Source organism: Pseudomonas sp. E6002, assembly GCF_013385565.1.
GTDB lineage: Bacteria > Pseudomonadota > Gammaproteobacteria > Pseudomonadales > Pseudomonadaceae > Aquipseudomonas.
Genome location: NZ_JACAPT010000021.1, coordinates 41490 through 65881, shown reverse-complemented (window position 1 = coordinate 65881; position 24392 = coordinate 41490). Strand labels below are relative to the sequence as shown.

At 61.6% G+C, this 24392-nt stretch carries 21 protein-coding genes and 1 pseudogene; 8 read left to right on the top strand and 14 right to left on the bottom strand.

From position 1 onward, the window contains the following. Window positions 1-288: 288 nt before the first annotated feature. From HX815_RS16960 to HX815_RS16950, 3 genes are all read right to left on the bottom strand, one after another. The gene (locus tag HX815_RS16960; RefSeq protein WP_177028610.1) at window positions 289-1614 is read right to left on the bottom strand and encodes a sigma-54 dependent transcriptional regulator; all 1326 of its coding nucleotides are present in this window, start codon (window positions 1612-1614) and stop codon (window positions 289-291) included. Further along, entirely contained in the window at window positions 1608-3374 is a 1767-nt protein-coding gene (locus tag HX815_RS16955) for an ATP-binding protein (RefSeq protein ID WP_008435493.1), read from the bottom strand. Before HX815_RS16955 ends, HX815_RS16960 begins: the two co-directional genes overlap by 7 nt. A 217-nt stretch (window positions 3375-3591) precedes the next feature. Continuing rightward, window positions 3592-5115 carry a fumarate hydratase gene (locus tag HX815_RS16950; protein WP_003214142.1) on the bottom strand — a complete coding sequence of 508 codons (1524 nt, stop codon included), beginning with the start codon at window positions 5113-5115 and terminating at the stop codon, window positions 3592-3594. Between the two features lie 216 nt (window positions 5116-5331). Between HX815_RS16950 and HX815_RS16945 the strand changes: the two genes are divergently transcribed. After that, window positions 5332-6264 (top strand): iron-sulfur-binding ferredoxin reductase, encoded by a 933-nt coding sequence (locus HX815_RS16945; RefSeq protein ID WP_102605688.1) that lies wholly within the window; start codon window positions 5332-5334, stop codon window positions 6262-6264. Between the two features lie 30 nt (window positions 6265-6294). Next, window positions 6295-7044, top strand: coding sequence for an enoyl-CoA hydratase-related protein (locus HX815_RS16940; RefSeq protein ID WP_003214147.1), 750 nt, complete (start codon window positions 6295-6297; stop codon window positions 7042-7044). A gap of 199 nt (window positions 7045-7243) precedes the next feature. Here HX815_RS16940 and pyk read toward each other — a convergent pair whose 3' ends face one another. Next, complete coding sequence (gene pyk / locus HX815_RS16935) at window positions 7244-8695, bottom strand: pyruvate kinase (protein ID WP_177028609.1); 1452 nt, start codon at window positions 8693-8695, stop codon at window positions 7244-7246. Window positions 8696-8870: 175 nt separating this feature from the next. On the opposite strand from pyk, the gene HX815_RS16930 reads away from it, so the two are divergent. Together HX815_RS16930 and HX815_RS16925 are read left to right on the top strand one after the other, a co-directional pair. Further along, window positions 8871-9245, top strand: a complete 375-nt coding sequence (locus tag HX815_RS16930) for a tol-pal system YbgF family protein (protein WP_003214151.1) — start codon at window positions 8871-8873, stop codon at window positions 9243-9245. 226 nt (window positions 9246-9471) lie between these two features. After that, the gene (locus tag HX815_RS16925) at window positions 9472-9831 is read left to right on the top strand and encodes a PilZ domain-containing protein (RefSeq protein WP_008432342.1); all 360 of its coding nucleotides are present in this window, start codon (window positions 9472-9474) and stop codon (window positions 9829-9831) included. 16 nt (window positions 9832-9847) lie between these two features. Here the strand turns inward: HX815_RS16925 and HX815_RS16920 are convergent, their stop codons facing one another. Genes HX815_RS16920 through HX815_RS16895 form a run of 6 tightly spaced genes read right to left on the bottom strand, consistent with a single transcriptional unit; the run spans window position 9848 to window position 16503 of the window. Further along, on the bottom strand, window positions 9848-11179 hold the full coding sequence (locus tag HX815_RS16920) for a DUF58 domain-containing protein (protein WP_177028608.1): 1332 nt from the start codon (window positions 11177-11179) through the stop codon (window positions 9848-9850). Between the two features lie 7 nt (window positions 11180-11186). After that, a complete protein-coding gene (locus HX815_RS16915; RefSeq protein ID WP_177028607.1) occupies window positions 11187-12167 on the bottom strand; it encodes a MoxR family ATPase in 981 nt (326 codons plus the stop codon). Beyond that, window positions 12164-13321, bottom strand: a complete 1158-nt coding sequence (locus HX815_RS16910) for a DUF4350 domain-containing protein (protein WP_177028606.1) — start codon at window positions 13319-13321, stop codon at window positions 12164-12166. Before HX815_RS16910 ends, HX815_RS16915 begins: the two co-directional genes overlap by 4 nt. Continuing rightward, window positions 13318-14847 carry a DUF4129 domain-containing protein gene (locus HX815_RS16905; protein WP_177028605.1) on the bottom strand — a complete coding sequence of 510 codons (1530 nt, stop codon included), beginning with the start codon at window positions 14845-14847 and terminating at the stop codon, window positions 13318-13320. Before HX815_RS16905 ends, HX815_RS16910 begins: the two co-directional genes overlap by 4 nt. Beyond that, a complete protein-coding gene (locus HX815_RS16900) occupies window positions 14834-15814 on the bottom strand; it encodes a stage II sporulation protein M (protein WP_177028604.1) in 981 nt (326 codons plus the stop codon). Before HX815_RS16900 ends, HX815_RS16905 begins: the two co-directional genes overlap by 14 nt. Next, the gene (locus HX815_RS16895) at window positions 15811-16503 is read right to left on the bottom strand and encodes an RDD family protein (protein ID WP_003214165.1); all 693 of its coding nucleotides are present in this window, start codon (window positions 16501-16503) and stop codon (window positions 15811-15813) included. Before HX815_RS16895 ends, HX815_RS16900 begins: the two co-directional genes overlap by 4 nt. A 189-nt stretch (window positions 16504-16692) precedes the next feature. Here HX815_RS16895 and sbcB point away from each other — a divergent pair, with 189 nt between their 5' ends. Further along, window positions 16693-18120 carry an exodeoxyribonuclease I gene (sbcB, locus tag HX815_RS16890; RefSeq protein ID WP_003214166.1) on the top strand — a complete coding sequence of 476 codons (1428 nt, stop codon included), beginning with the start codon at window positions 16693-16695 and terminating at the stop codon, window positions 18118-18120. Between the two features lie 90 nt (window positions 18121-18210). Here the strand turns inward: sbcB and mvaT are convergent, their stop codons facing one another. Next, window positions 18211-18585: a histone-like nucleoid-structuring protein MvaT gene (gene mvaT, locus HX815_RS16885; protein WP_003209760.1), complete on the bottom strand. Its 375-nt coding sequence runs from the start codon at window positions 18583-18585 to the stop codon at window positions 18211-18213. Window positions 18586-18934: 349 nt separating this feature from the next. Here mvaT and purU point away from each other — a divergent pair, with 349 nt between their 5' ends. Further along, a complete protein-coding gene (purU, locus tag HX815_RS16880; RefSeq protein WP_003209762.1) occupies window positions 18935-19783 on the top strand; it encodes a formyltetrahydrofolate deformylase in 849 nt (282 codons plus the stop codon). Window positions 19784-19867: 84 nt separating this feature from the next. Then, window positions 19868-20068: a hypothetical protein gene (locus HX815_RS16875; RefSeq protein WP_023659227.1), complete on the top strand. Its 201-nt coding sequence runs from the start codon at window positions 19868-19870 to the stop codon at window positions 20066-20068. A gap of 10 nt (window positions 20069-20078) precedes the next feature. Here HX815_RS16875 and HX815_RS31930 read toward each other — a convergent pair whose 3' ends face one another. Together HX815_RS31930 and HX815_RS31925 are read right to left on the bottom strand one after the other, a co-directional pair. Beyond that, window positions 20079-20843, bottom strand: coding sequence for a methyl-accepting chemotaxis protein (locus HX815_RS31930; protein WP_371132408.1), 765 nt, complete (start codon window positions 20841-20843; stop codon window positions 20079-20081). A 93-nt stretch (window positions 20844-20936) separates the two neighbouring features. Next, a pseudogene (locus tag HX815_RS31925) lies at window positions 20937-21968 on the bottom strand (cache domain-containing protein); the annotation flags it as partial. 196 nt (window positions 21969-22164) lie between these two features. On the opposite strand from HX815_RS31925, the gene HX815_RS16865 reads away from it, so the two are divergent. Continuing rightward, the gene (locus HX815_RS16865) at window positions 22165-23643 is read left to right on the top strand and encodes a helicase HerA-like domain-containing protein (protein WP_177028602.1); all 1479 of its coding nucleotides are present in this window, start codon (window positions 22165-22167) and stop codon (window positions 23641-23643) included. Between the two features lie 122 nt (window positions 23644-23765). On the opposite strand, the gene HX815_RS16860 is transcribed toward HX815_RS16865, so the two are convergent. After that, complete coding sequence (locus tag HX815_RS16860) at window positions 23766-24221, bottom strand: DUF721 domain-containing protein (protein ID WP_008432358.1); 456 nt, start codon at window positions 24219-24221, stop codon at window positions 23766-23768. Window positions 24222-24392: the final 171 nt, after the last annotated feature.

Below are 24392 nucleotides of genomic sequence, written 5' to 3'. Positions count from 1 at the left end.
TAAGGATCCTTCATCTAATTGTTTTTGTGGAGCGCGCGGTAGCGCAGCCTGGCTGGGCTATAGCAGGAGCTGTGCCAAGCCGATGAAGGCCCGGTCTAGAAGGGTTTGGAGATTTTTTTGAGCGGAAAATCGCTGATGATTGAAGGGTGATGAGCGGAAATCCGCCGACGAAGATCGCTCCCACGCTCTGCGTGGGAGCGCATCCTGTGACGCTCCGCGTCACGATTTTAAGGGCGGACGCGGAGCGTCCAGAGCTGCATCCCCACGCGGAGCGTGGGAACGATCGGGTTAGAGGAACGTATCCCGCGCCAGGCCATGGCGCTGCATTTTTTCATTGAAGGTGCGCCGTGGCAGTTGCAGCTCGGCCAGCACCGCCTTGATATCGCCTTTGTGCCGGGTCAGCGCGGCTTTCAGGCAATGGGCTTCAAATGCTTCCTGCTGCGCCGCCAACGATTGCCCGGCTTCGATGCCTTCCGGCTCCGGTTCACCCAGCCCCAGCACCTGGCGTTCCGCGGCATTGGCCAGCTCCCGCACATTCCCCGGCCAGTCATGGCTGAGCAGGCGCCCCAGCGCGGGTCCGCTCAGCGGCGCGAAGTTGCGGCCCAGGCGCTCGGCGGCGCTTTGTGCAAAGTGCTCGAATAGCCGGGGAATGTCTTCCCGGCGTTCACGCAGCGGCGGCAGGCGCAGTTGTGCGACGGTCAGGCGATAGGCCAAGTCCTCGCGAAAACGCCCGGCGCGAGCTTCGTCCAGCAGGTCGGGTTTGGTGGCGGCGATGATCCGCAAGTCCACCTTGATGCTTTGATTGGAACCGAGCCGTTCGAGTTTTTGCTCCTGCAACACCCGCAGCAATTTCACCTGCTGGGCCAGCGGCATGCTTTCGATCTCATCGAGAAACAGCGTGCCGCCATTGGCGTATTCCAGCTTGCCGATGCGCTTGCCCTGGGCGCCGGTGAACGCGCCACTTTCATGGCCGAACAGCTCGGCTTCAAACAGCTGCTCGGGAATCGCCGCGCAGTTCAGCGCCACAAACGGCTTCTTCGCCCGGGGGCCGAAATCATGCAGGCAACGGGCGACCAGTTCCTTGCCGCTGCCGGTTTCGCCGCGAATCAACACATTGACCGGCAAGCCGGCCAGGTCCAGGACTTGCCGGCGCAGGTTCTGCAAACCCCGGGACACCCCCAGCAGGCTCGATTCCAGTTGGGCCCGGTGATCGGCCTGCTGATGCAAGCGGCGGTTTTCCAGCACCAGCCCGCGCTTGTCCAGCGCCCGGCGCAGGCTGCTGAGCAGGGCTTCGGGGCTGAAGGGTTTTTCGAGGAAGTCGTAGGCGCCGTCGCGCATGGCTTCGACGGCCATCGGCACATCGCCGTGGCCGGTGAGCAGAATCACCGGCAGGTCGGCGTCACGCCGCTGCACTTCAGCCAGCAACTCCAGGCCGCTGAGGCCGGGCATGCGCACGTCGCTCAGGATCACCCCGGGAAAGTCCCTGGGCAATTGCGCCAGGCATTCTTCGGCGCGGCCGAACAACTGCACCTCAAAGCCCGACAGGCTCAGCCATTGCTCGACGGCCGTGCGAATGCTGGCTTCGTCATCGACTACAATCACCGCGTTCAACATAGGTCTGGCGTCTCCAGCGCGATGGGCAAGGTCAGGGTAAAGATCGCCCCGTCACCTTGATTGCCGGCGCTCAGGCGCCCGCCAAGTTCGTGGACGATAGCGTACGACACGGCGAGCCCCAAGCCGAGCCCGTCGCCTACCGGCTTGGTGGTGAAGAACGGGTCGAACACGCTGTTGAGGTTTTCCTCGGCAATCCCGCCGCCGCTGTCGCTGACGGTCAGGTGCCATAGCTGCTGATCGGCGTGCAGACGGATCTCCAGGCGCTTGCGTGGCTTGTCGGCCATGGCGTCGAGGGCGTTGCGCAGCAGGTTGATCAGCACCTGTTCGAGGCGGATCGCGTCGCCGCGTACCCAGGCGGGGCGGGTCAGGTCCAGTACGGTGCCGATGGCTTCGTCCCGCAGGCGCGCATCGAGCAAGTGTAGGGATTGGTCCACCACCGTCGCCAGGTCGAGGCGTTCGCGCAGGCCGCTGGGGCTCTTGCGGGCGAAGGTCTTGAGGTGGCCGGTGAGCGCGGCCATGCGTGTGAGCATGTCGTCCAGCGGGGTCAGGGCCTGGTAGGCGTCGTCCACCCGGCCATGGTCCAGCAGCAGCCGCAGAGTCGCCAACTGCATGCGCTGGGCGGTCAATGGCTGGTTGATTTCGTGAGCGAGGGCGGCAGACATCTGCCCCAGCGCTGCCAGTTTGGCGGATTGCACCAGGCCATCCTGGGCGGTGCGCAGGGCGCGGGTGCGTTCTTCCACCAGTTGTTCAAGTTCTTCGCGGCTGCGCTGGCGCAAGCGGGCGAGGCGCCAGCGCTGGGTCAGGAACAGCACCAGGAACACCAGCGCCAGCCATGAGCCGGCGGCGGCGAGGCCGGCGTTGCGTTGGTCTTCAAAGGCAAATTGTGGCTTGCGCAGCAGGTGCAAGGTCCAGCCTTCGGCCTTCAGCGGCAGGGATTCCCAAATGTAATTGGCCTTGCCGTCGGGGCCGTCGACGCGCATCAGGTGGCTGTTTTCGTCAAAGCGCTGCAAGGCTTCGGTGTCCAGCGGCAGCAATTGTTTCTTGTCGTATTGGCGGGTGGCCTTGAGTTCGGCGTGGTCGCTGTCCGACAACGGACGCAGCGCGCGGTAGCGCCAGCCCGGCTGATTGGCGATAAACACAATGCCCCGGGCATCGCTGACCAGCAGCAAGTCATTGCCCTGGGCCCACTCGCGCTCCAGTTCCGGGAATTCCAGCTTGACCACCATGGCACCGAGGAACTGCTCGTTCTCGCCGACCACCGCGCTGGAGAGGAAATACCCCGGAATCCCGGTGGTCACGCCCACCGCATAAAAACGCCCGGTGCCCTGGCTCAGGGTCTGGCTGAAGTACGGGCGAAACGCGTAGTTGTGCCCCACATAACTGCTGGGCAGGTTCCAGTTGCTGGCGGCCACGGCCAGGCCGTTGCGGTCCATAAGTTCCAGGGTGGAAGACTGGGCGGCACCGTTGATGCGCTCCAGCTTGCGGTTGAGCAAATCCTGGGTGGCGGTGTCCAGCGGGCCCTTCAGGGCGCTGATCATTTCCGAGTCCAGGGCCAGCACGGCGGGCAGGGCGCGGTAGCGTTCGATCAGGGTGTGCAGGGAGTTGCCATAAAGCATGAGCTGCTGATTGGCGCGGGCGGCGTCATCCACCAGGGCCAGGCGTTCGGCGTGGCGGGTAGCCAGGGCGGCAGCCAGTACCGCGCCGGCGATGATCAGCAAGGAGTAGAAGGTCAAACGCAGCGGACGGGGAATCGCAATCATACGAAGATGAACAGTGCAATTAGGGGCGAGCACCATAGCATGAGGCGCATGGCTGTTGTGGCGAGGGAGCTTGCTCCCGCTGGGGCGCGTAGCGGCCCCAAAAAAATGGGAGCGCTGCGCACTGGAGCGGGAGCAAGCTCCCTCGCCACAGTGAGAGGTGCATGAAACAAAAAAAGGCGACCGTAGTGGTCGCCTTTTATCCTTGCAGGGGAAATGCTTACTGAACTTCAACCGCCAGGCTTTCACTGATCTTTTTCTGCCAGATGGCAGGACCGGTGATGTGTACCGACTCGCCCTTGCTATCAACGGCAACGGTGACCGGCATGTCTTTCACGTCGAACTCGTAGATCGCTTCCATGCCCAGCTCGGCGAACGCCACGACGCGGGATTTCTTGATGGCCTGGGCCACCAGGTAAGCCGCGCCGCCCACTGCCATCAGGTAAACCGCCTTGTGGTCCTTGATCGCTTCGATAGCGGTCGGGCCGCGCTCGGATTTGCCGATCATGCCCAACAGGCCGGTTTGCTCGAGGATCTGGCGGGTGAACTTGTCCATCCGCGTGGCGGTAGTCGGACCGGCAGGCCCCACCACTTCTTCGCGCACCGGATCAACCGGGCCCACGTAGTAGATGAAGCGACCCTTGAGGTCCACCGGCAGGGTTTCGCCCTTGTTCAGCATCTCGACCATGCGCTTGTGCGCGGCGTCGCGACCGGTGAGCATCTTGCCGTTGAGCAGCACGGTTTCGCCCGGCTTCCAGCTCTGCACGTCTTCCGGGGTCAGGGTGTCGAGGTTGACGCGACGGGCCGACGGGCCGGCTTCCCAGACGATTTCCGGGTAGGCGTCCAGCGGTGGCGCTTCGAGCGATGCAGGGCCCGAGCCGTCGAGCACGAAGTGCGCGTGACGGGTGGCGGCGCAGTTGGGGATCATGCACACCGGCAGCGAAGCCGCGTGGGTCGGGTAGTCCATGATTTTCACGTCGAGCACGGTGGTCAGGCCACCCAGGCCCTGGGCACCGATGCCCAGTTGGTTGACCTTCTCGAACAGCTCCAGGCGCATCTCTTCGATACGGTTGGACGGGCCGCGCTTCTTCAGCTCGTGGATGTCGATGGACTCCATCAACACTTCCTTGGCCATTACCGCGGCTTTCTCGGCGGTGCCGCCGATGCCGATGCCAAGCATGCCCGGTGGGCACCAGCCGGCGCCCATGGTCGGAACGGTCTTGAGCACCCAGTCGACGATCGAGTCGGACGGGTTGAGCATGGCCATTTTCGACTTGTTCTCGGAACCACCGCCCTTGGCGGCCACGTCCACTTCCACGGTGTTACCCGGGACGATGGAGTAGTGGATCACGGCAGGGGTGTTGTCCTTGGTGTTTTTACGCGCACCGGCCGGGTCGGCGAGGATCGAAGCCCGCAGGACGTTTTCCGGCAGGTTGTAGGCCTGACGCACGCCTTGGTTGATCATGTCGTCCAGGCTCATGGTGGCGCCATCCCAGCGCACGTCCATGCCTACACGTACAAATACGGTGACAATCCCGGTGTCCTGGCAGATCGGGCGGTGGCCGGTGGCACACATGCGCGAGTTGATCAGGATCTGAGCCATGGAGTCACGGGCCGCTGGCGATTCTTCGCGCAGGTAGGCCTCGTGCATCGCCTGGATGAAGTCAACGGGATGGTAGTAGGAAATGAATTGCAGGGCGTCGGCAACGCTCTGAATCAGGTCGTCTTGCTTGATCACGGTCATGAGTCGCGCTCCTCTATAAGGGAACATTCAATAAAGGTGGCGTCAGTGTTGCATCGGTCGGCTGAAGCCACCTTTCCAAGGCACGCCAAAGTGGTGCAGGCGCGACGCTAAAAAGGCGCGGCAGTATAACCCGCCACGGTGGCCGATACACCCGACTATGGTCAAACTCTACCGGGCGTGATTCCCTGTAGACGCCTTTTTGATCCGAGACCCTTGATGCCTGAACTTCACGTCGGTGAACGCCACTGGTCGGTAGCCGCCGGCAGCAACCTGCTGGATGCCCTGAACCAGGCGGGCGTGGCCGTGCCTTATAGTTGCCGCGCCGGCAGCTGCCATGCCTGCCTGGTGCGTTGCCAGGGTGATATCCAGGACAACCAGCCGGATGCCCTGAGCCCGGCGCAGCGCCAGGATGGCTGGCGCCTGGCGTGCCAGTGCCAGGTCGCAGGTGACTTGCAGGTCGAAGCCTTCGACCCGCTGCGTGACGGGTTGCCGGCGACGGTGTTGAGCGTCGATTGGTTGACCCCGAGTGTACTGCGCTTGCGGCTGCAACCCGAACGCGGCTTGCGCTACCGGGCGGGGCAGCATCTGGTGTTGTGGGCCGGCAGCGTTGCGCGGCCTTATTCATTGGCCAGCCTGCCCCAGGAAGATCCGTTTCTCGAATTTCACATTGATTGCCGCCTGCCCGGCGAATTCAGCGACGCCGCCCGCCAATTCAAGGCCGGTGACAGCCTGCGCCTGGGCGAATTGCGGGGCGGCGCCTTGCAGTACGACCCCGACTGGCAATCGCGGCCGCTCTGGCTGCTGGCCTCGGGCACCGGACTCGGCCCGCTATGGGGCGTGTTGCGCGAGGCCTTGCGCCAGGATCACCAGGGCGCCATCCGGGTCATTCACCTGGCCCATGACGCGGGCGGTCATTACCTCGCCGGGCCATTGGCCCAGCTGGCTGGTGCGCATCCGAACGTGACCGTTGAGCTATGGACAGCGGCTGAGGTGACGCAGGCGTTGGCGCAACTGCGGCTTGTTTCCCGGCAAACTCTGGCTTTACTCTGCGGGCACCCGGCCAGTGTCGAGGCCTTTTCCAAGCGCCTGTTCCTGGCCGGACTGCCGCGCAATCAACTGCTGGCCGATGTGTTCCTGCCCCGTGGTTGAGCGCTGAATTTCCCAGCCGCGAGATTTGTCATGACCGATGCCATCCTGCAGCAACGCGAACGCGGGTTGCTGATTTTGCAGCTCAATCGCCCGGACAAGAAAAATGCCCTGACCCGCGCCATGTACAGCCAATTGGCCGAGGCGCTGGAGCAGGCGGATGCCGATACCAGCGTGAATGCCGTGCTGATCCAGGGCAGCAGCGAGTGCTTCACCGCCGGTAACGATATTGGCGACTTCCTCGAACAACCGCCGGCGGATCTCGACAGCCCGGTCTTCAATTTCATGCGCAGCTTGCTCAACTGCCGCAAGCCGGTGATTGCGGCAGTGGCGGGCGTGGCGGTGGGAATTGGCACGACGCTGCTGCTGCATTGTGACCTGGTGTATGTCAGCCGGGATGCACGGTTGCGCATGCCGTTCGTCAACCTGGGGCTGTGTCCGGAGTTTGGGTCCAGCTTGATCCTGCCGCGCTTGCTGGGGCATGCCAAGGCGGCGGAGTTGCTGCTGTTGGGTGAAGGGTTTACCGGCGAACAGGCTGCCGCCTGGGGCATTGCCACCGAGGCATTGGGCAGCGGTGAATCGGCCCTGGCCAAGGCGCGGGAAATTGCTGGACGGTTTGAGACCCTGGCGCCGGGCGCGGTGCAGGTCAGCAAGCATCTGATGAAAAGCGTTGATCGCGAGCAGTTGCGCAAGGTCATCGAGGAGGAGGGGGCGTTGTTTACCCAGAGGTTGAAGTCGCCGGAGGCGATTGCGGCGTTGTCGGGGTTTATCACTCGGAGATGAATGAGCGTTGACTGGTCGGCCGTCTTCGCGAGCAAGCCCGCTCCCACATTCGACCGTGTTTCTTCAGGATGTACGCGATCAAATGTGGGAGCGGGCTTGCTCGCGAATAGGCCAGTAAAGCCAACACACAAGCCAATTTGCAATGCAAAAAGCCCCGCCATTCACATGGCAGGGCTTTTGTTTTTCAGCGAGCGGTCAATCAGACCATTGGGTCGCCAACGTGCAGGATCTTCATGCCGTTGGTGCCGCCGATAGTGTGGTAGCTGTCGCCCTTGGTCAGGATGACCCAGTCGCCTTTCTCCACGACGCCGCGCTTGAGCAACTCGTCGATCGCGGCCTGGCTGACTTGCTCAGGCGGCAGCGATGCCGGGTCGAACGGTACGGTGTAGACGCCGCGGAACATGGCCGCACGGGCCTGGGTTTCGCGGTGCGGGGAGAACGCGTAGATCGGGATCGACGAACGGATGCGCGACATGATCAACGGCGTGTAGCCACTTTCGGTCAGGGCGATGATCGCTTTCACACCCGGGAAGTGGTTGGCGGTGTACATGGCCGCCAGTGCGATGCTCTGGTCGCAGCTTTCGAAGACCTTGCCGATACGGTGGCTGGAGGTCTTGCTGGTCGGGTGCTTTTCAGCGCCGACGCAGATGCGTGCCATGGCCTGCACGGCTTCCAGCGGGTACGGGCCAGCCGCACTTTCAGCTGAAAGCATCACGGCGTCGGTGTAGTCGAGCACGGCGTTGGCCACGTCGGACACTTCGGCACGGGTTGGCATCGGGTTCTGGATCATCGACTCCATCATCTGGGTCGCAACGATCACCGCCTTGTTGTGGCGACGTGCGTGCAGGATGATTTTCTTCTGGATACCGATCAGCTCGGCGTCACCGATTTCCACACCCAGGTCGCCACGGGCAACCATCACGGCGTCGGAAGCCTTGATCAGGCCGTCGAGGGTTTCGTCATCGGCCACGGCTTCGGCGCGTTCGATCTTCGCCACCAGCCAGGCAGTGCCGCCGGCTTCGTCGCGCAGTTTACGGGCGTATTCCATGTCGGCGGCGTCGCGCGGGAAGGATACCGCGAGGTAGTCCACTTCCATTTCGGCGGCGAGCTTGATGTCGGCCTTGTCTTTTTCAGTCAGGGCCGGGGCAGTCAGGCCACCGCCGCGACGGTTGATGCCTTTGTGGTCCGACAGCGGGCCGCCGATGATCACGGTGCAATTCAGTTCGGTCGGGGTGGCGGTGTCGACGCGCATTACCACACGGCCGTCGTCCAGCAGCAGTTCGTCGCCCACGCCGCAGTCTTTCACCAGGTCCGGGTAGTCGATACCCACGACTTGCTGGTTGCCTTCGGTCAGGGGATGGCTGGTGGAGAAGGTGAACCGGTCACCGATCTTCAGCTCGATCCGCTTGTTGGCGAATTTGGCGATACGGATTTTCGGGCCTTGCAGGTCACCCAGCAACGCCACGAAGCGGCCATGCTTGGCGGCCAGGTCACGCACCAGCTTGGCGCGAGCCTTGTGCTCGTCCGGGGTGCCGTGGGAGAAGTTCAGACGGGCAACGTCCAGGCCAGCCAGAATCAGCTGTTCGAGGACTTCCGGCGAGTTACTGGCCGGGCCAAGGGTGGCGACGATTTTGGTACGACGGACGGACATGCACGGACTCCTGAGTTCAAGCGCTGGGGAAGGCTACTATGCTCTTTGGTTGTAGTCATTGTTCGTTTGCACTACTTATCGATGATTCGCTTGTTTTCACTCTGCATGAACAGATGAACAACCTTGAAGATTTTCGATGAAGGGTCGATACACTGCACAAGACAGGAGAACCCCCATGCGAATCGTGATCATTGCTGCCCTGGCCGTCAGTGTTGTCGGCTGCACCCGTTGGTCGATGGACCATCATTTGAACAATGCGTACCGCGCCTACGGTGTGGGCGATTGCCAGCGGGTCACCCTTGAGTTGTCCCAGGTCGACCGTGAAAGCCGTTCCCGGCGCTACGTGCAACCGGAAGTCTCGATGTTGCGCGGGCAGTGCCTGGAGCGCGAGAAGCTGTTTGTCGATGCGGCGCAAACCTATCAGTTCATCATCAGCCAGTACCCGGCGAGCGAGTACGCATTCCGTGCCCGTGCCCGTTTGGATACCCTGCAGCAACTGGGGCATTACCCCGGCGCGAGCGTTGCCCAGCCGCGGCCGGCGTCGTTGTGATGATATTTGTCATGCCATAGCTGGCTCGTTGCCAGTCTTGGGCTAATCTTTGAATGTCAGTTTGTATAAGTTTCTATTCAAACGGATGGCGTTCCCGGATTTGGCAGCTGTAAAAGTGGCAACCCGTTTGCGGTTGTCGCACCGATATCCGGGGAGAGCGGGCCTTCAGGCTCGTTTCGAATCACTGGAGCGGCCACATATATGGCCATTGGATGGCGACCTCATCATGTTTACTCACCGACGGATCGAGCGGCATCAGTTACCTTGCTTCCTTCAAGTGTTCAACCGCCTGACGGACAAGCCAATCGGCTATCTGGGCAATGTTTCCGAGCAGGGCCTGATGTTGATCAGCCAGTTACCCATGATGGTCGATGTGGAGTTCGAGCTGCGCTTGAAGATCCCCGGGCCTGAGGGTGAGGTGCAGGCGGTAGACCTCACGGCCACCTGCCTGTGGTGTCATGAGGATATAAACCCCCAGCATTACGATTCCGGGTTCAGCATATCCCAGGCCCCTGCCGAATATGGGGAGGTGATCAGCGCGCTGCTGGATTACTTCAGCTTTGATCCGTTGCAGGCCTCTGCCTAGGTGCTGCATCCGGCGTTCATAGCGCGCCGGCTTTTTTCCAGCCCAGGTAGCGGGTCACCAGGGCGGCACCCAGGTCCGAAGGCAGTGTGTCCAGTACCGACAGCCCGTGGGCGTTCAAGCGGTCGTGGAGTTCGTCCCGGGTATTGAGATAGTTGATCGTGCCGCAGTAGGCCAGGGCTTCGGGCAGGGTTTGCACGGGAGCCTGGCGTAACTGGTCAAGGACCTCCTCCCGCAGGCTTGCGACCATTACCCGGTGCTGGCGGCTGATGCGCTTTACGGCGCTGAGTAACTCTTCATCTTCCTCATCCCGCAAATTGGTCACTACGATCACCAGCGAGCGACGTTTCTGCCGGGCCAGCAGTTGGCTGGCGGCCGCCTGGTAATCGGCCGTACGCCGGGACGTGTCCAGGTCATACACCGCATTCAGCAACAGGTTGAGCTGGCCACTGCCCTTGACCGGCGCCAGGTAGCGCGGCTGGTCGCAGGCAAAGGTGCACAGCCCTACGGCATCGCCCTGGCGCAAGGCTACATAACTGAGCAGCAGGCAGGCGTTGAGCGCGTGGTCGAAGTGCGACAGTTCGGCGTCCTGGCTGCGCATACGGCGGCCACAATCGAGCATGAACATGATCTGCTGGTCGCGCTCGTCCTGGTACTCCCTGGCAATGGGCGTGCGTTGCCGGGCGGTGGCTTTCCAGTCGATCTGGCGCAGGCTGTCACCTTCGCGAAACTCACGCAGCTGGTGAAACTCCAGGCCCAGCCCACGCCGTTGCCGCTGGCGTACGCCCAGCTGGTTGAGCCAGTTGTCCACCGCCAGCAACTGCGCGCCATACAGGCGTGCGAAGTCCGGGTAGACCCGGGTGGCGTCGCTGACGTCGATCAGGCGCCGGGCCGACCATAGCCCCAGGGCGCTGGGCAGATGCACTTCACAGCGGGTAAAGCTGAAATGCCCGCGCCTTTGGGGCCTTAGCCGATAACCCAGTTCACTGTGCTCGCCGGGCCGCAGTTCGATGGACTGCGGCAGGTCCTCCACCGCCAGGCCGTCAGGCACATGATCGAATACCTGGACCGCCAACGGCTGGGGATAATCGTGCTCCAGGCTTAGCCGCACTTCCCCCCAGCGCCCCAGTGCCAGGCTGCCGGGCATCTGCCGTCGCACGCGCGGGGACGGCCGGCGGCGCAGGCGGCTGGCATCCAGCAAGGCCAGCAGCAACAGGGCCAGCAGCAGGCCCCACGTCACTGAGTGCAGGGCGTCTGGCACCTTGACCTGTAGCGCCACCAGTGCGCCGAGCAGGATACTCAGGCCCAGCAGTACACCGAGCCAGGTCAACAGCAGGCGGGTTGGTCTCATGGGCGTCTCATTGGCGTGGCGCCGGGACTTGGTCCAGCAATTGCCGGAGCACCTGGTCGACTTCCAACCCGTCGATATCCAGCTCCGGGGCAATACGCACCCGATGGCGCAACACTGCCAGGGCGCAGCCCTTGATGTCGTCCGGGGTCACGAACTCGCCCCCGCGCAGCAAGGCCCGCGCCCGTGCACCGCGAACCAGGGCGATGGAGGCCCGGGGCCCGGCGCCGATGGTCAGGCCCGGCCAACTGCGCGTAGTGCGGGCCAGGCGCACGGCGTAGTCGAGCACCCGCTCATCCAGCGCCAACTCGCTGGCAATCTGTTGCAACAGCAGCACGTCTTCGGCTTGCAGCACCGTGCGCAGCGGCTGTACGTCGAGCATGTCGGCTCGGGACGAGCGGGTGACTTCGCGCACCATGTCCAGTTCCTGCTGTGCCTCGGGATAGTCCATGCGCACCTTGAGCATGAAACGGTCCAGTTCGGCTTCGGGCAACGGGTAAGTACCTTCCTGCTCGATGGGGTTCTGGGTGGCCAGTACCATGAACGGCTGGCCGATGGGCAGCGCCTCGCCTTCAAGGGTTACCTGGCGTTCCTGCATGGCTTCCAGCAACGCTGCCTGGGTTTTCGCCGGGGCACGGTTGATCTCGTCAGCCAACAGCAGGTTGGTGAACAACGGTCCCTTGCGCAGCTTGAACTGTTCGGTATGCAGGTCGTATACGGCATGGCCGGTCACGTCGCTGGGCATCAGGTCCGGGGTGAACTGGATGCGCGCGAACTCGCCTCCAAAACAGCGTGCCAGCGCGCGTACCAGCAAGGTCTTGCCCAGGCCGGGAACCCCTTCAAGCAACACATGGCCGCCCGCGATCAACGCCGTGAGCACGTCATCGATCACCGGGTCCTGACCGATAACCGCCTTGCGCAGTTCGACGCGCAAGGCCTGGGCCAGTTGGCTGGCGCGCTGAATCGGGTCAGTGGCGGGAAATTCGCTCATAGGGCATTCCTGAGGGTTTGCAGGCAGGCCACCTGGCGGCTGAAATCGGCGCTGGAGAGCCGTTTCGTCGCAGGTGGGTCAAGGGCCTGGCTGATAACAAGGGAGGGTTGGCGGGTCAGGCGTTCAAGCACCCGCAATTGTTCGGCTGTATCGAGGTGTTCGAACCCGGGATGACGGCGCCGAGCGGTGCGCTGGATGTCGCGCTGCAAAGCTTGCAGCAAGCTGTCTTGCCCGCTGCGGCGCAACAGGAAGTCGGCACTGGCGTTCAAGTGTTCCTGCAATTGCCGCCGTGCCTTGGGCGCCGGTTGCCGGATCGGACCCTGGCGCAGGCTGGCGTGCCAGAGGCCCAGGGCGATCAGTGCGGCAAGTGCCACCAGTGCCTGGGGGAAGTAGCGCAACAACAGGCTGAACAGGTCCTCGACATCAGTGTTGAACAGCAGTGTGACCTGGGTGCCCTGGCTCAGGTACCAGAGCAGCCACGCGTTATCGTGCAGGCCGATGCCCGGGTTTTTCCACAGGTCGCTGTCGGTGACCACGGTCACACGCCCTTGCCCGAGGTTGACCTGCATCAGGTGCGTCGACCGGGCGCTGTTGGCCGAGAATTGTGCCAGGTGCCTGGGGTCGGTGAGGTTGAAGTCGGTGTCGAAGCTGAAATAGGCCGGCGCTGTTTCGTTGTCCACATAGAGTTTGGTCAGGTCCGGCGTTTTCTTTTTACGCGCGGGTGCCGGAGCGTCGAATTCTTCACTGAAGGATTGGTGTATCTGCACACGATCCAGCAACAGGTCGCCACTTTCACCGGTGTCCTCATCCCACAGCGCTTCGGCTACCAGCAGCAGATGGCCGCCAGCCCGGGTCCACTGCAGCAATTGCTCGACCTGCGGCGGGCTCATGTTGCTGCGCTCGCCCAGCAACAGCAGGCTGTTGCCCTTGGGCGAAAGGCTGGCCAGCCGTTCGAGGCTGTTGGCATGTTCCACCACCAGGCCCTGCTGGCGCAGAAAGTGTTCAGCTGCCAGGTAGGGGTTGGCCAGGGCTTCGGGTGAAGGGCCGCGATCGACCACTTCCTGATAAGGAATCGCCTTGTGCCAGGCATAAAAACCGCCGGCTGCCAGCAAGCCCGCGACCAGCAGCCCGACCCACAGCAACGGCCGGTTCATTGCGCCGCTCCCGAACCGAACAGGGTTCGCCAATCGCTGCATAGCTGTTGTTGCGCCAAGGCAGGCGGCAGGCGATGGCCATAGGCAAGGTTTTGCCAGTAACGGGTCAGCTCACCGCTGAATGCCAGCAGCTGCGGTTGTTGCAGTTGGCGGATACGTTCCAGGACTTCACCTTCCGTGTCGGCACTTTTCAGCGGCAGGTTGAAGTCGTGCAGCAAGCGGCTGAGCAACCCACGGTAGAGCAGGCCGAGGGCTTCCCGGGGCTGTGTTGCCCACAGCTGTTCGGCGGCGTCTGCGATGTCTTCGGGCAAGGTGTCAGCCCCCAGTTCAAGGCCGAACAGCTGCGAAGGCACGGGTTTGGCAGCCTTGGGTTTGCGCGGGCTGCGGCGGCTGACAAAGGCATGCAGCCAGTCGCGGTAGCGCCAGATCACCAGTGCCAGGCCACCTGCCAGCAATCCCCAGAGCAGTACTTCAAGGCCCTTGGCGAGGTGCTTGAACGAATCACTGTTGAGGTTTTTCAGCAATGCTTCCAGCCAGGCTGGCAGCTTGGCATCACCTGCCGCTTTGTTTTTGTCGGCTGCTTTATCCTCGCCGAAGCGGTAGCGAGTGAGCGTTTCCGGGTTCTTGAACGGTGGCTGCTCCAACAGCGTCTTGATCGAGTGACTGGCCGATTGTGTAGTCAGCGGCGTTTGGGGAACCGGTTCATCAGCCCATGCCGATGGGGTCGGCGGAATCAGCGTCAGCCCGGCCACCAGCAACAGCAGCGACGCCACACCACTCAGGCGCTGGCGCATTCGGCGGAACACCAGTTCCAGGTCCCAGGCTTCCAGCACCGTGCGGCGGTTCAGGTAAAGGCTGAAGCCACAGGCGACATAGATCGGCTCCCAGAACACCAGGATCAAGGCGTAGAACATGTTGGTCAGGTGCTCCAGCCAACGCCAGTTGTGGCCGGCGGTGAGCACCAGTTGCTGCCAATCCCAGTCGCGTTCGACCTCTTGCGGCAGGAAGAAATAGAACACGGCCATCAACCCGAACCACAGGGCGATTTCCAGGTGCACCCCGATCAGGGTCAGCCAGCGAGCGGCGCCTGCGTTGCGCTGCTGCAACACCCCGAGACGTTGTTGGCGCGCCTGGCCTTGCAGCCCTTCGAGCTGGACCACCGGTATCTCGAAGCTACGGCTGAGGCTGAAGCGCCGCCAGGTCAGGCTGGCCAGCAGTTGGCCCCTGAGCAGCCGCGGCGATTGGCGCAGCGCTTGTTTCAGGCTGGGTGTTTCGCCGAACAGGGCCTTGGACAGGATATACAGTGGCAGGCGGTCGAAGGCGGGTTTCAACCACCAGAACAGCAACAGCGCCGTGGTGGGGTGATTCCACAGCAGCACGCTGAACAGGGCGAAGACCGGCAAGGTCACGATGGCCCAACTGCTCATCAACAGCAGTCGATGTTCCCGGGCCAGCAGGATGCCGAGGTCCATGGCCTCCCAGGAGGTACGCGGGCGGATCACGACGCTGGCATCACTCAGGCGCATGGCGATTCCGTCCGGCAAACAGCAGGTAGGCCGCCATCAGCAACCACAGGGCGGTGCCGACCAGGTACTTGACCCACGGCGCCACGGCATTGGTGGACGACCAGTACGCCTCGATAAACGCGGCGATCAGCAGGAACACCATCACACCACAAATCATTTGCACACTTTTGCGCGCGGCCAGGCGCAGGGATTCGCCTCTGGTGAGGGGCCCCGGTGCAATCAGCGCCCAGCCCAGTTGCAGGCCAGCCGCGCCAGCCAGGGCAATTGCGCTGAGCTCGAAGGCGCCATGGCCGATGACAAATGACCAGAACGTTTGCCCGTAGCCGATTTGCGTCAGGTGCCCGGCAACGGCGCCAATGATCAGGCCATTGAAGAACAGGAAAAATACGCTGCCCAGGCCGAACAGCAACCCGGCGGCAAAGGTCTGGAAGGCGATACCGATGTTGTGCATCACGTAGTAGCCGAACATCATCCAGTCTTCGCTGGAAGCGCGCTCGGCTGCCCGGCCCAGGCGGCTGGCATCGGGGTTGTACATGGACTGCATCTCGGCCACCTGCCGAGGGCTGACGATGCTGTAGATCAAGTCCGGAAACAGGTACACCAGCAAGGCAATGCCGAGCAGGCTGCCAAAGAACAGCAGGCCGGCAGCCAGCACAAATGGCCATTGCGCGCGAACCAGCCTGGGGAAATCGGCCAGCAGGAAGCTCAGCACGTTTGCCCCCATCCGGCTGCGATGACGATACAACTGTTGATGGCCGCGCAAGGCAAGCTGCTGCAACGGGTCCACCAGGTAGCTGCTGTAGCCGCGCTCTTGGGCCAGGGCCAGGTGCTGGCACAACTGCCGGTATTGATGAGGGAAGTCGACGAAGTCGGCGCCTTTGGCTTTGTCTTTCTCCAACTGCGTCAATTGCTCGGCAAAGGCTTGCCATTGTGGCTGATGGCGGCTTTCGAAAAGACTCTGTTTCATGCTGGCCCCAACAATCCGCGGGCCACACCGTTGAGTTCTGCCACGGCGCGGGCAGGGGAGACCTGCAGGGGCGTGGCCAGGATAGCGGCCAGTTCGTTAACCCGTTCGGCCGACAGTTCGCCCTGGCGTTCGGCGAAGCTGAGAATCGCCCGTTGTTCGTTCAGCTCAAGGGCGAACGGCAGGCGCAGCGCCGGGGCCTGGGGCACTTGCGGGCGGGAAAGCGGTTGTTCGCGGTAGATCACCAGGGTCCCGGCCGCAAGGTCGCCCAGGCGCTTGAAGTTTGGGTGTTGCAGGCAACTGATGGCGCCGAGGAAATAGCCGAAGGGCAGCATGTCGACAAAGCGCAGCAGGTTACGGATCAGCGAGGCGGACCAGCCGATGGGCGTGCCATCGTCCTGTACCACCCGCAGGCCCATGACCTGCTTGCCGGGCGAGCAGCCCTGGTTGAGCACTTCGAAAAGCACCATGTACCACCAACTGACGAGGAACAGCAGCAGCGAACCCAGGCCAATGCCCAGGTTGCCGAGAAAGGCCAATGCGATAAACAGGATGCCGAGAATCAGGCCGCGCAAACCCAGGTCGAAGGCAAAGGCCAGTGAGCGTACCAGCAGGCCGGCCGGGCGCAGGGGCAGGTCGATACCCTCCGGGGTCTCGATCTGGTAGCGGGTATCCAGTGGCGCAGGTGGCATCGCGGTCCTTGGCAGTGCGGCGCTGGCGCCTGGGCGGCAGCGGCGGGGTTGGAAAGACCGATGCTAGCAGTGTCGACGGTGGAAGCAACCACTCAACGATTTACTGAATATTTGTACAGGGAACACAGCGCTGGCCCCCGATGCCTGCAAGCGCCTAGACTTTGCCGGTCTTCAGCACAGGAATAGCCCGTGACCACCATTTTCTGGTACGACTATGAAACCACCGGCATCAATCCGCGTACCGACCGCCCGCTGCAGGTAGCCGGTATTCGCACCGACCTCGAGCTTAACGAGGTCGGGCCGCCGGTCAATCTCTACTGCCACCCCAGCGACGATATCCTGCCGCATCCGGCAGCGTGCGCGATCACTGGCATCACTCCCGGCGTGCTGGCGGAAAAAGGCCTGGCCGAAGCCGACTTCATGACCCGGGTGCACGCCGAGCTGGCCACCCCGGGCACTTGCGGGGCGGGCTACAACACCTTGCGTTTTGACGATGAGATGACGCGCTACAGCTTGTACCGCAATTTCTTCGATCCCTATGCCCGGGAATGGCAAGGCGGCAACAGCCGCTGGGACCTGATCGACGTGGTGCGCACTGCCTACGCCCTGCGCCCTGACGGGATCGTCTGGCCGGAACAGGACGGGCGCGTCACCCTCAAGCTTGAGCGGTTGACGGCCGCCAACGGCATCGACCACGGCCAGGCCCACGACGCCTTGTCCGATGTGCGCGCCACCATCGCCCTGGCCCGGTTGATCCGCGAGAAGCAACCCAAGCTCTATGACTGGCTGTTTCAACTGCGCAGCAAACAACGGGTCATGGACCAGGTGCGGTTGTTGCAGCCGATGGTGCATATTTCCGGTCGTTTTTCTGCCGAGCGTCATTACCTGGGGGTGGTGCTGCCGCTGGCGTGGCACCCGCGCAATCGCAATGCATTGATCGTCTGCGACCTGGGTCTCGATCCGCAAGGGCTGTTGGACGAGGACGCCGATACCTTGCGCCGGCGCTTATATACTCGCCGCGACGAGCTGGCCGAAGGTGAGTTGCCGGTACCGCTCAAGTTGCTGCACATCAATCGTTGCCCGGTGGTCGCACCGTTGAGCGTGCTTCGGCCGCAAGACCGCGAGCGTTTGCAGCTGGATATGGATGAGTGTGATGCGCGGGCCCTGCGGCTAAGCGACGCACAGGAACTATGGCGCGATAAACTGGCGGCGATTTACGCCGAGGAAGATTTTGCGCCAAGCGCCGATCCCGAGCAGCAGCTATACGATGGTTTTATCGGGGATCGTGATCGACGTTTATGTGAGCAAGTGAGAGTCGCCGAGCCGGCGCAACTAGCGCGCCAGCAATGGCCTTTCGATGATGAACGTTTGCCTGAATTATTATTTCGCTATCGTGCACGCAACTTTCCAGACACCTTGAATAGTGAAGAGCAACAACGCTGGAGAGTTTTCTGTCAGCAACGTTTGTCAGACCCTCAATGGGGCGCGCCAAACACCCTTGAGGGTTTTAAGCAGGCGTGTCTTGAGTTGGCTGTTAGTGCCACACCGTTTCAGCGCCAGGTGCTTGATGAATGGCAGGAGTATGTTGATGCCTTAGCGACTCGAATGAGTCTGTAATCAGCTTCCCGGTAAAATACGGACAATAAAAAACGCCAGCAAGCTGGCGTTTTTTATTGCGTTGCGTATCACGCAGCGTCCTGGCGAGGCTTAGCCCAGCAGGGTAGCCCAGCCTTCAACCACGTCGCCGCCCCACTTGGCTTTCCACTCTTTCAGAGTCTTGTGGTTGCCACCTTTGGTTTCAATCACTTCGCCGTTGTGCGGGTTTTTGTATTGTTTAACCTTGCGTGCACGCTTGGTGCCGGTAGCTTTTACGGCGCCACGTGGAGCCTTAACTTTCGAATCCGGATCCAGCAGCGCGATGATGTCACGCAGGGATTTGGAGTATTCGCCCATCAGGGTGCGCAATTTGCCTTCGAATTCCAGCTCGGTTTGCAGTTTGTCGTCTTGGGACAGGTTCTTCAAACGGGCTTGCAGCTCTTTGATAGCTTCTTCGGTGGCGCGATATTCGTTGATCAGGGACATGGGGACTACCTTATGCAGGGCGCTGGGTGAAAGGGGATAGTGGCTCAATAATAGTCAGACAGTTTGCCCAAGTAAACATTTAAGGCCGCATTTATGTAATTTACTTTGGTTGTTTGTGGCAAAAGCGTGGAATTGAGTTAATTAGTAAGGGGGATGGCCTAAAGATACTCTGGTTAAGTCTTGGCTTACTGCCGGAGTCCACGCGTTTGCACACATAGTGGGGAAAAACCTTACGCTATTAAGGGGCAGGGTTGACGCAGCCGATCAGAATAAGCGTTGAGGAATACTGCAGTTTTTCTGCGCAATCGCTAGAATGGCGGCCTTTGCGAAGTTCTGGAGTTTCCCCCTAATGCGCACTTTTCGGCTGGTGATTGCTTGCCCGGACCGGGTTGGCATCGTTGCCAAGGTCAGTAACTTTCTGGCTTCCCACAACGGTTGGATCACCGAAGCGAGCCATCACTCGGACAATCTCAGCGGCTGGTTTTTCATGCGTCACGAAATTCGTGCCGATACGCTGCCCTTTGGTCTAGAGGCATTTCGCGAGGCATTTGCGCCGATCGCTGAAGAGTTCTCGATGACCTGGCGCATCACCGACACGGAACAGAAAAAACGCGTGGTCCTGATGGCCAGTCGTGAGTCCCACTGCCTGGCAGACCTGCTGCACCGCTGGCACAGCGATGAACTGGACTGCGAGATCTCCTGCGTGATTTCCAACCATGACGACCTGCGAAGCATGGTCGAGTGGCATGGCATTCCGTACTACCACGTCCCGGTCAACCCGCAGGACAAGGAGCCGGCCTTTGCCGAGGTCTCGCGCCTGGTCAAGCAGCACGATGCGGACGTCGTGGTACTGGCGCGCTACATGCAGATTCTGCCGCCGGAGCTGTGCAGTGAATACGCTGGCAAGGTGATCAATATTCACCACAGCTTCCTGCCATCGTTTGTGGGTGCCAAGCCGTATCACCAGGCATCCCTGCGTGGCGTGAAGCTGATCGGTGCAACGTGCCACTACGTCACCGAAGAGTTGGACGCCGGTCCCATCATCGAGCAGGACGTGGTGCGTGTCAGCCATAGCGACAGCATCGAAGACATGGTCCGTTTTGGCCGTGACGTCGAGAAGATGGTGCTGGCTCGCGGCCTGCGCTATCACCTGGAAGACCGGGTACTGGTGCACGGCAACAAGACTGTCGTGTTCTGATTGAAGTGTTTTGATTGAAGAATGAAGGGCCTGGGCGTTAAATCGCTACAGGCCCTTTTTTCGAGCGCGGGTGAGGACTGGAGCATGAGCGATCCACTGGACAAGGCGACTTCCAAAGCCCCCGCGACGCTGGGAGAGGGTTGTTTGAGTCGATATGACCCGGATGACCTGAGCAGTGAGGACGGCACCGAGTTTCCAGGCGCCGCCGAGTTGTGGGAACAATTGCAGGACACATCCGAATTGCCTGAAGAAAAGGCGTCAGCGGCTGTGCAAGGCAGCCGCTGACCCGGCGGGATCAAATCCGGAAACTACCCACCAGTTGTTTCAAGCGCGCCGCTTGCTGTTCCAGGTCGGAACAGGCCCGCAAGGTTGATTGCAGGTTTTCCACACCTTCCTGATTGAGGGTGTTGATCTCGGTGATGTCCATGTTGATTGACTCCACCACCGAGGTCTGTTCCTCGGTAGCGGTGGCTACCGACTGGTTCATCCCGTCAATTTCGCCGATACGCTGGGTCACGCTGTTCAGACGCTCGCCCGCCAGGTTGGCGATTTCCACACTGTCCTGGCTGTGCCGCTGGCTTTCGCTCATGGTGCTGACCGAATCCCGGGCGCCGACTTGCAGCTCCTCGATCATCTTCTGCACCTGCTGCGCCGACTCCTGGGTGCGGTGCGCCAGGTTGCGCACTTCATCGGCCACCACCGCAAAGCCGCGCCCGGCTTCCCCGGCCCGTGCGGCTTCAATCGCCGCGTTGAGGGCCAGCAGGTTGGTTTGCTGGGAAATGCTGGTGATCACTTCCAGAATCTGCCCGATGTTCACTGTCTTGCTGTTAAGCGCTTCGATATTGGTGCTGGAGGCGCTGATCATCTGCGACAACTGGTTCATCGCCTTGATATTGCGCTCCACCACCTGCTGACCGTCTTCGGCCAAGTGCCGGGCGTCGCTGGCCTGGTTGGAGGCTTGCGCGGCGTTGCGGGCGATTTCCTGGGCGGCAGCCCCCAGCTCGTTGATCGCGGCCGCGACGCTGTTGGTCCGGTTGGCCTGCTCGTCGGAATTGACCATCGAGGAATTGGAGGCGCTGACCACCCGCAGGGCCACTTCATTGACCTGCTCGGTGGCCGAGGAAACTTCGCGAATCGAGGTGTGAATCCGCTCCACGAAACGATTGAAAGCGCTGCCAAGCACGCCGAATTCGTCGTGGTTCTGGATGGTCAGGCGGCGGGTCAGGTCGCCTTCACCGTCGGCGATGTCTTCCATGGCGCGGGTCATGACGTGCAGTGGCTGCAGGAGGATGCGAATCAGCATGCCCAGCAGGGCGATGATGATGACCACGGCGATGATCGTGGCGATGATCGCCGAGGTGCGGAATTCGCTGAGCATGGCGAAGGATTTATCTTTATCCACCGACAGGCCGAGGTACCAGTTCACCGAGGGCAGGCCCTTGATCGGGGTAAAGGTGACGATACGTGTCTTGCCGTTTACCTCGACTTCACTGAAGTCGCTGCTGATCCTGGGGGTGTCGTTCGGATAGACGTCGGCCAGGGTTTTCATCACCAGGCCCTTGTCCGGGTGTACCAGCACTTTGCCGTCGGCACTGACCAGGAAGGCATAACCCATGCCGCCGAAGTTCAGGGCACCGATGTTGTCTACCAGGGTTTGCAGGCTCAGGTCGCCGCCCACCACGCCGACACTCTGGCCGGCCTTGGTGCTGGGGGTGGCGATGGAGATGATCAACTGGCCGGTGGCCGCGTCAATGTAGGGTTCGGTCAGGGTTGAGCCGTTGCTGCCCTGCGCGCCCTTGTACCAGGGGCGTACCCGTGGGTCGAAGCCGTCGGGCATCTTGGTATCGGGGCGGATGACGAAGCCGCCCTTGCTGTCGCCAAGGTACGTGGCCATGAACGAGGACGTCAGGGCCTTCTGTTCCAGGAGGCTGGCGACGCTGGTTGAATCCGGGTTGATGGCGATGTTCTGTGCGGCGCTTTCTATCAGCACAATGCGCCCGGTAAGCCAGGTCTGGATGTTGCTGGCAGTGACATCGCCCATTTCATGCAGGTAGTTGTTCAGGTCGTCGCGAATCGCATTACGCTGCAAGTAGTCGTTGTAGAGGGTAAACAACGCAAAGGCGGCAATGACGACAAGAGCGGCGGCAAGCAGGATTTTATGGCTGAAACGCAGATTTTTATTCATGGCTTGTGGGGTCCGCTATGGTCTTAATATCCGATGCACGTCCTTCTGGGGCGCGCGGAATGGCTGCGTCAAAAAAAGTGTGATATTTCCATCTGCTCCTGCAGGAATTATCCGGCCTGTTTTTCCAAGACTTTTTGGGTCTCTCGCTTTATCTGTATCGACCATTCAGCGCCAAAGATTAACCATGGGTGACAAAATGCCTGACTCCTCGCAACTCATTATTGGTGCAGATCTTCAGGGCCAGCCGATTGCCCAGTCGATGCGCCTGGCCAACCGCCACGGCCTGATCGCAGGCGCCACCGGCACCGGCAAGACCGTGACCTTGCAGCGCCTGGCGGAAGCCTTCAGCGACGCCGGCGTCGCGGTATTTGCCGCCGATATCAAGGGTGACCTGTGTGGCCTGGGCGCTGCGGCCAACCCTCAGGGCAAGGTCGCCGAGCGCATAGCCGGCATGCCTTTCCTTAATTACACGCCCAAGGCGTATCCGGTGACGTTGTGGGATATCCACGGCCAATCCGGTCATCCGTTGCGCACCACCATGAGTGAAATGGGCCCGCTGTTGCTCGGCAGCCTGTTGGAGCTCACCGACAGCCAGCAATCGGCCCTCTACGCAGCCTTCAAAGTGGCCGATCGTGAAGGCCTGTTGCTGCTGGACCTCAAGGACCTCAAGGCGCTGCTGAACCATTTGCGCTATCACCCGGAGTTGCTCGGGGAAGACGCGGCCCTGATGACCACCGGTTCCAGCCAGGCGCTGTTGCGGCGCCTGGCGGTGCTGGAGCAGCAGGGTGCCGAAGCGTTGTTCGGCGAGCCGGCGCTGCAACTCGAAGACATCCTGCAACCGGCCAGTGACGGCCGCGGGCGTATTCATCTATTGGACGCCAGCCGGCTGGTGCATGAGGCGCCGAAGGTCTACGCGACCTTCCTGCTTTGGCTGTTGGCCGAACTGTTCGAGCAACTGCCGGAACGTGGCGATGCCGACAAGCCGCTGCTGGCGCTGTTTTTCGACGAAGCGCATCTGTTGTTTGCCGACACCCCCAAGGCCTTGCAGGATCGCCTGGAGCAAGTGGTGCGGCTGATTCGCTCGAAAGGCGTCGGTGTGTATTTCGTCACCCAGTCTCCCGGGGACTTGCCGGACACCGTGCTGGCGCAACTCGGCTTGCGCATCCAGCACGGGCTGCGGGCGTTCACCACCAAGGAGCAGAAGTCCCTGCGGGCGGTGGCCGATGGCTTCCGGCCCAATCCGGCATTTGATGCGCTGGCGGTGCTGACCGAATTGGGGACGGGTGAGGCGCTGGTGGGAACCTTGCAGGAAAAGGGGACGCCTGAGGTAGTCCAACGCGTGCTGGTGGCGCCGCCGCAATCGCGGATCGGGCCACTGAGCGAAGCTGAGCGGGCAGCACTGATTGCCAGTTCGCCATTGCAGGGGCGCTATGACAAGCCGATTGATCGTGAGTCGGCGTACGAAGTGTTGATGGCGCGCAAGGACCTGGGGCCGCAACAGGAGGCGACGCCCGCAGCTGAAGAACCGAGCTTCACCGACAAGGCCGGTGCGTTCCTCGGTACTACGGCAGGCAAGGCACTGAAATCGGCGATGCAACAGGCGGCCAATCAGATGGGCCGGCAGTTGGTGCGCGGGTTACTGGGGTCGTTGTTGGGTGGCAGCAAACGTAAATAATGATGGGATCAAATGTGGGAGCGGGCTTGCTCGCGAAAGCGGTGGATCAGTCAATATATGCAGTGACTGACACGCCGCCTTCGCGAGCAAGCCCGCTCCCACATTTGGTTATGCGCCAGGTCTCAGGTTTTGGGTTTGGCGTGAGCGGCCAGCCGCTCCAGCGCAGCGCGTAAGTTCGGATCGGTAATCCCGTCTGCCGTGGCCTGAATGGTTTCGGCGGCGATTTCCGACAAATCCATCGTGTGCCCCACCGCACCTTGCGGCACGGTCGGCGGTTGCACCTTGAACTGGATGCGCGTCAGGCTGGCGAATTCGTCGAAGGCCATCAATTGGCGCTGCAAACGTTTCTGCTGGTAGCGCAGGCGCGTCGCCCAATGGCCGTCAGTGACGATCAGCAGCAGATTGCCCTCGCGCCACGAGGCCACATGGCAGTGTTCGCGGGCGGCGGGCTGCAGTTGGCTTTCTACCAGGCGTTGCAGATGACCAAGGCGTTGCGCATGGCCGAAGATGGCTTTTAAAGGCTTGGCTTCGCGAAGCAACACGGCGGGAGCTCGGGCCGTAAGAGGGCGAAATGCCATGACTAGACACCTTAAGTAACAGAGAGGCCATGGTAGCAGAAAGCGTCTGCGACACCGCCGCCATTGCATTAGCGGCAGTTTATCCATTAAATCAACGAGTAACTTATTACCTGAATGGGTTGAAGTTCAGCAAAAAGCCCTTATTTTAAACAAGCCCTCCAAGAGCGCCGT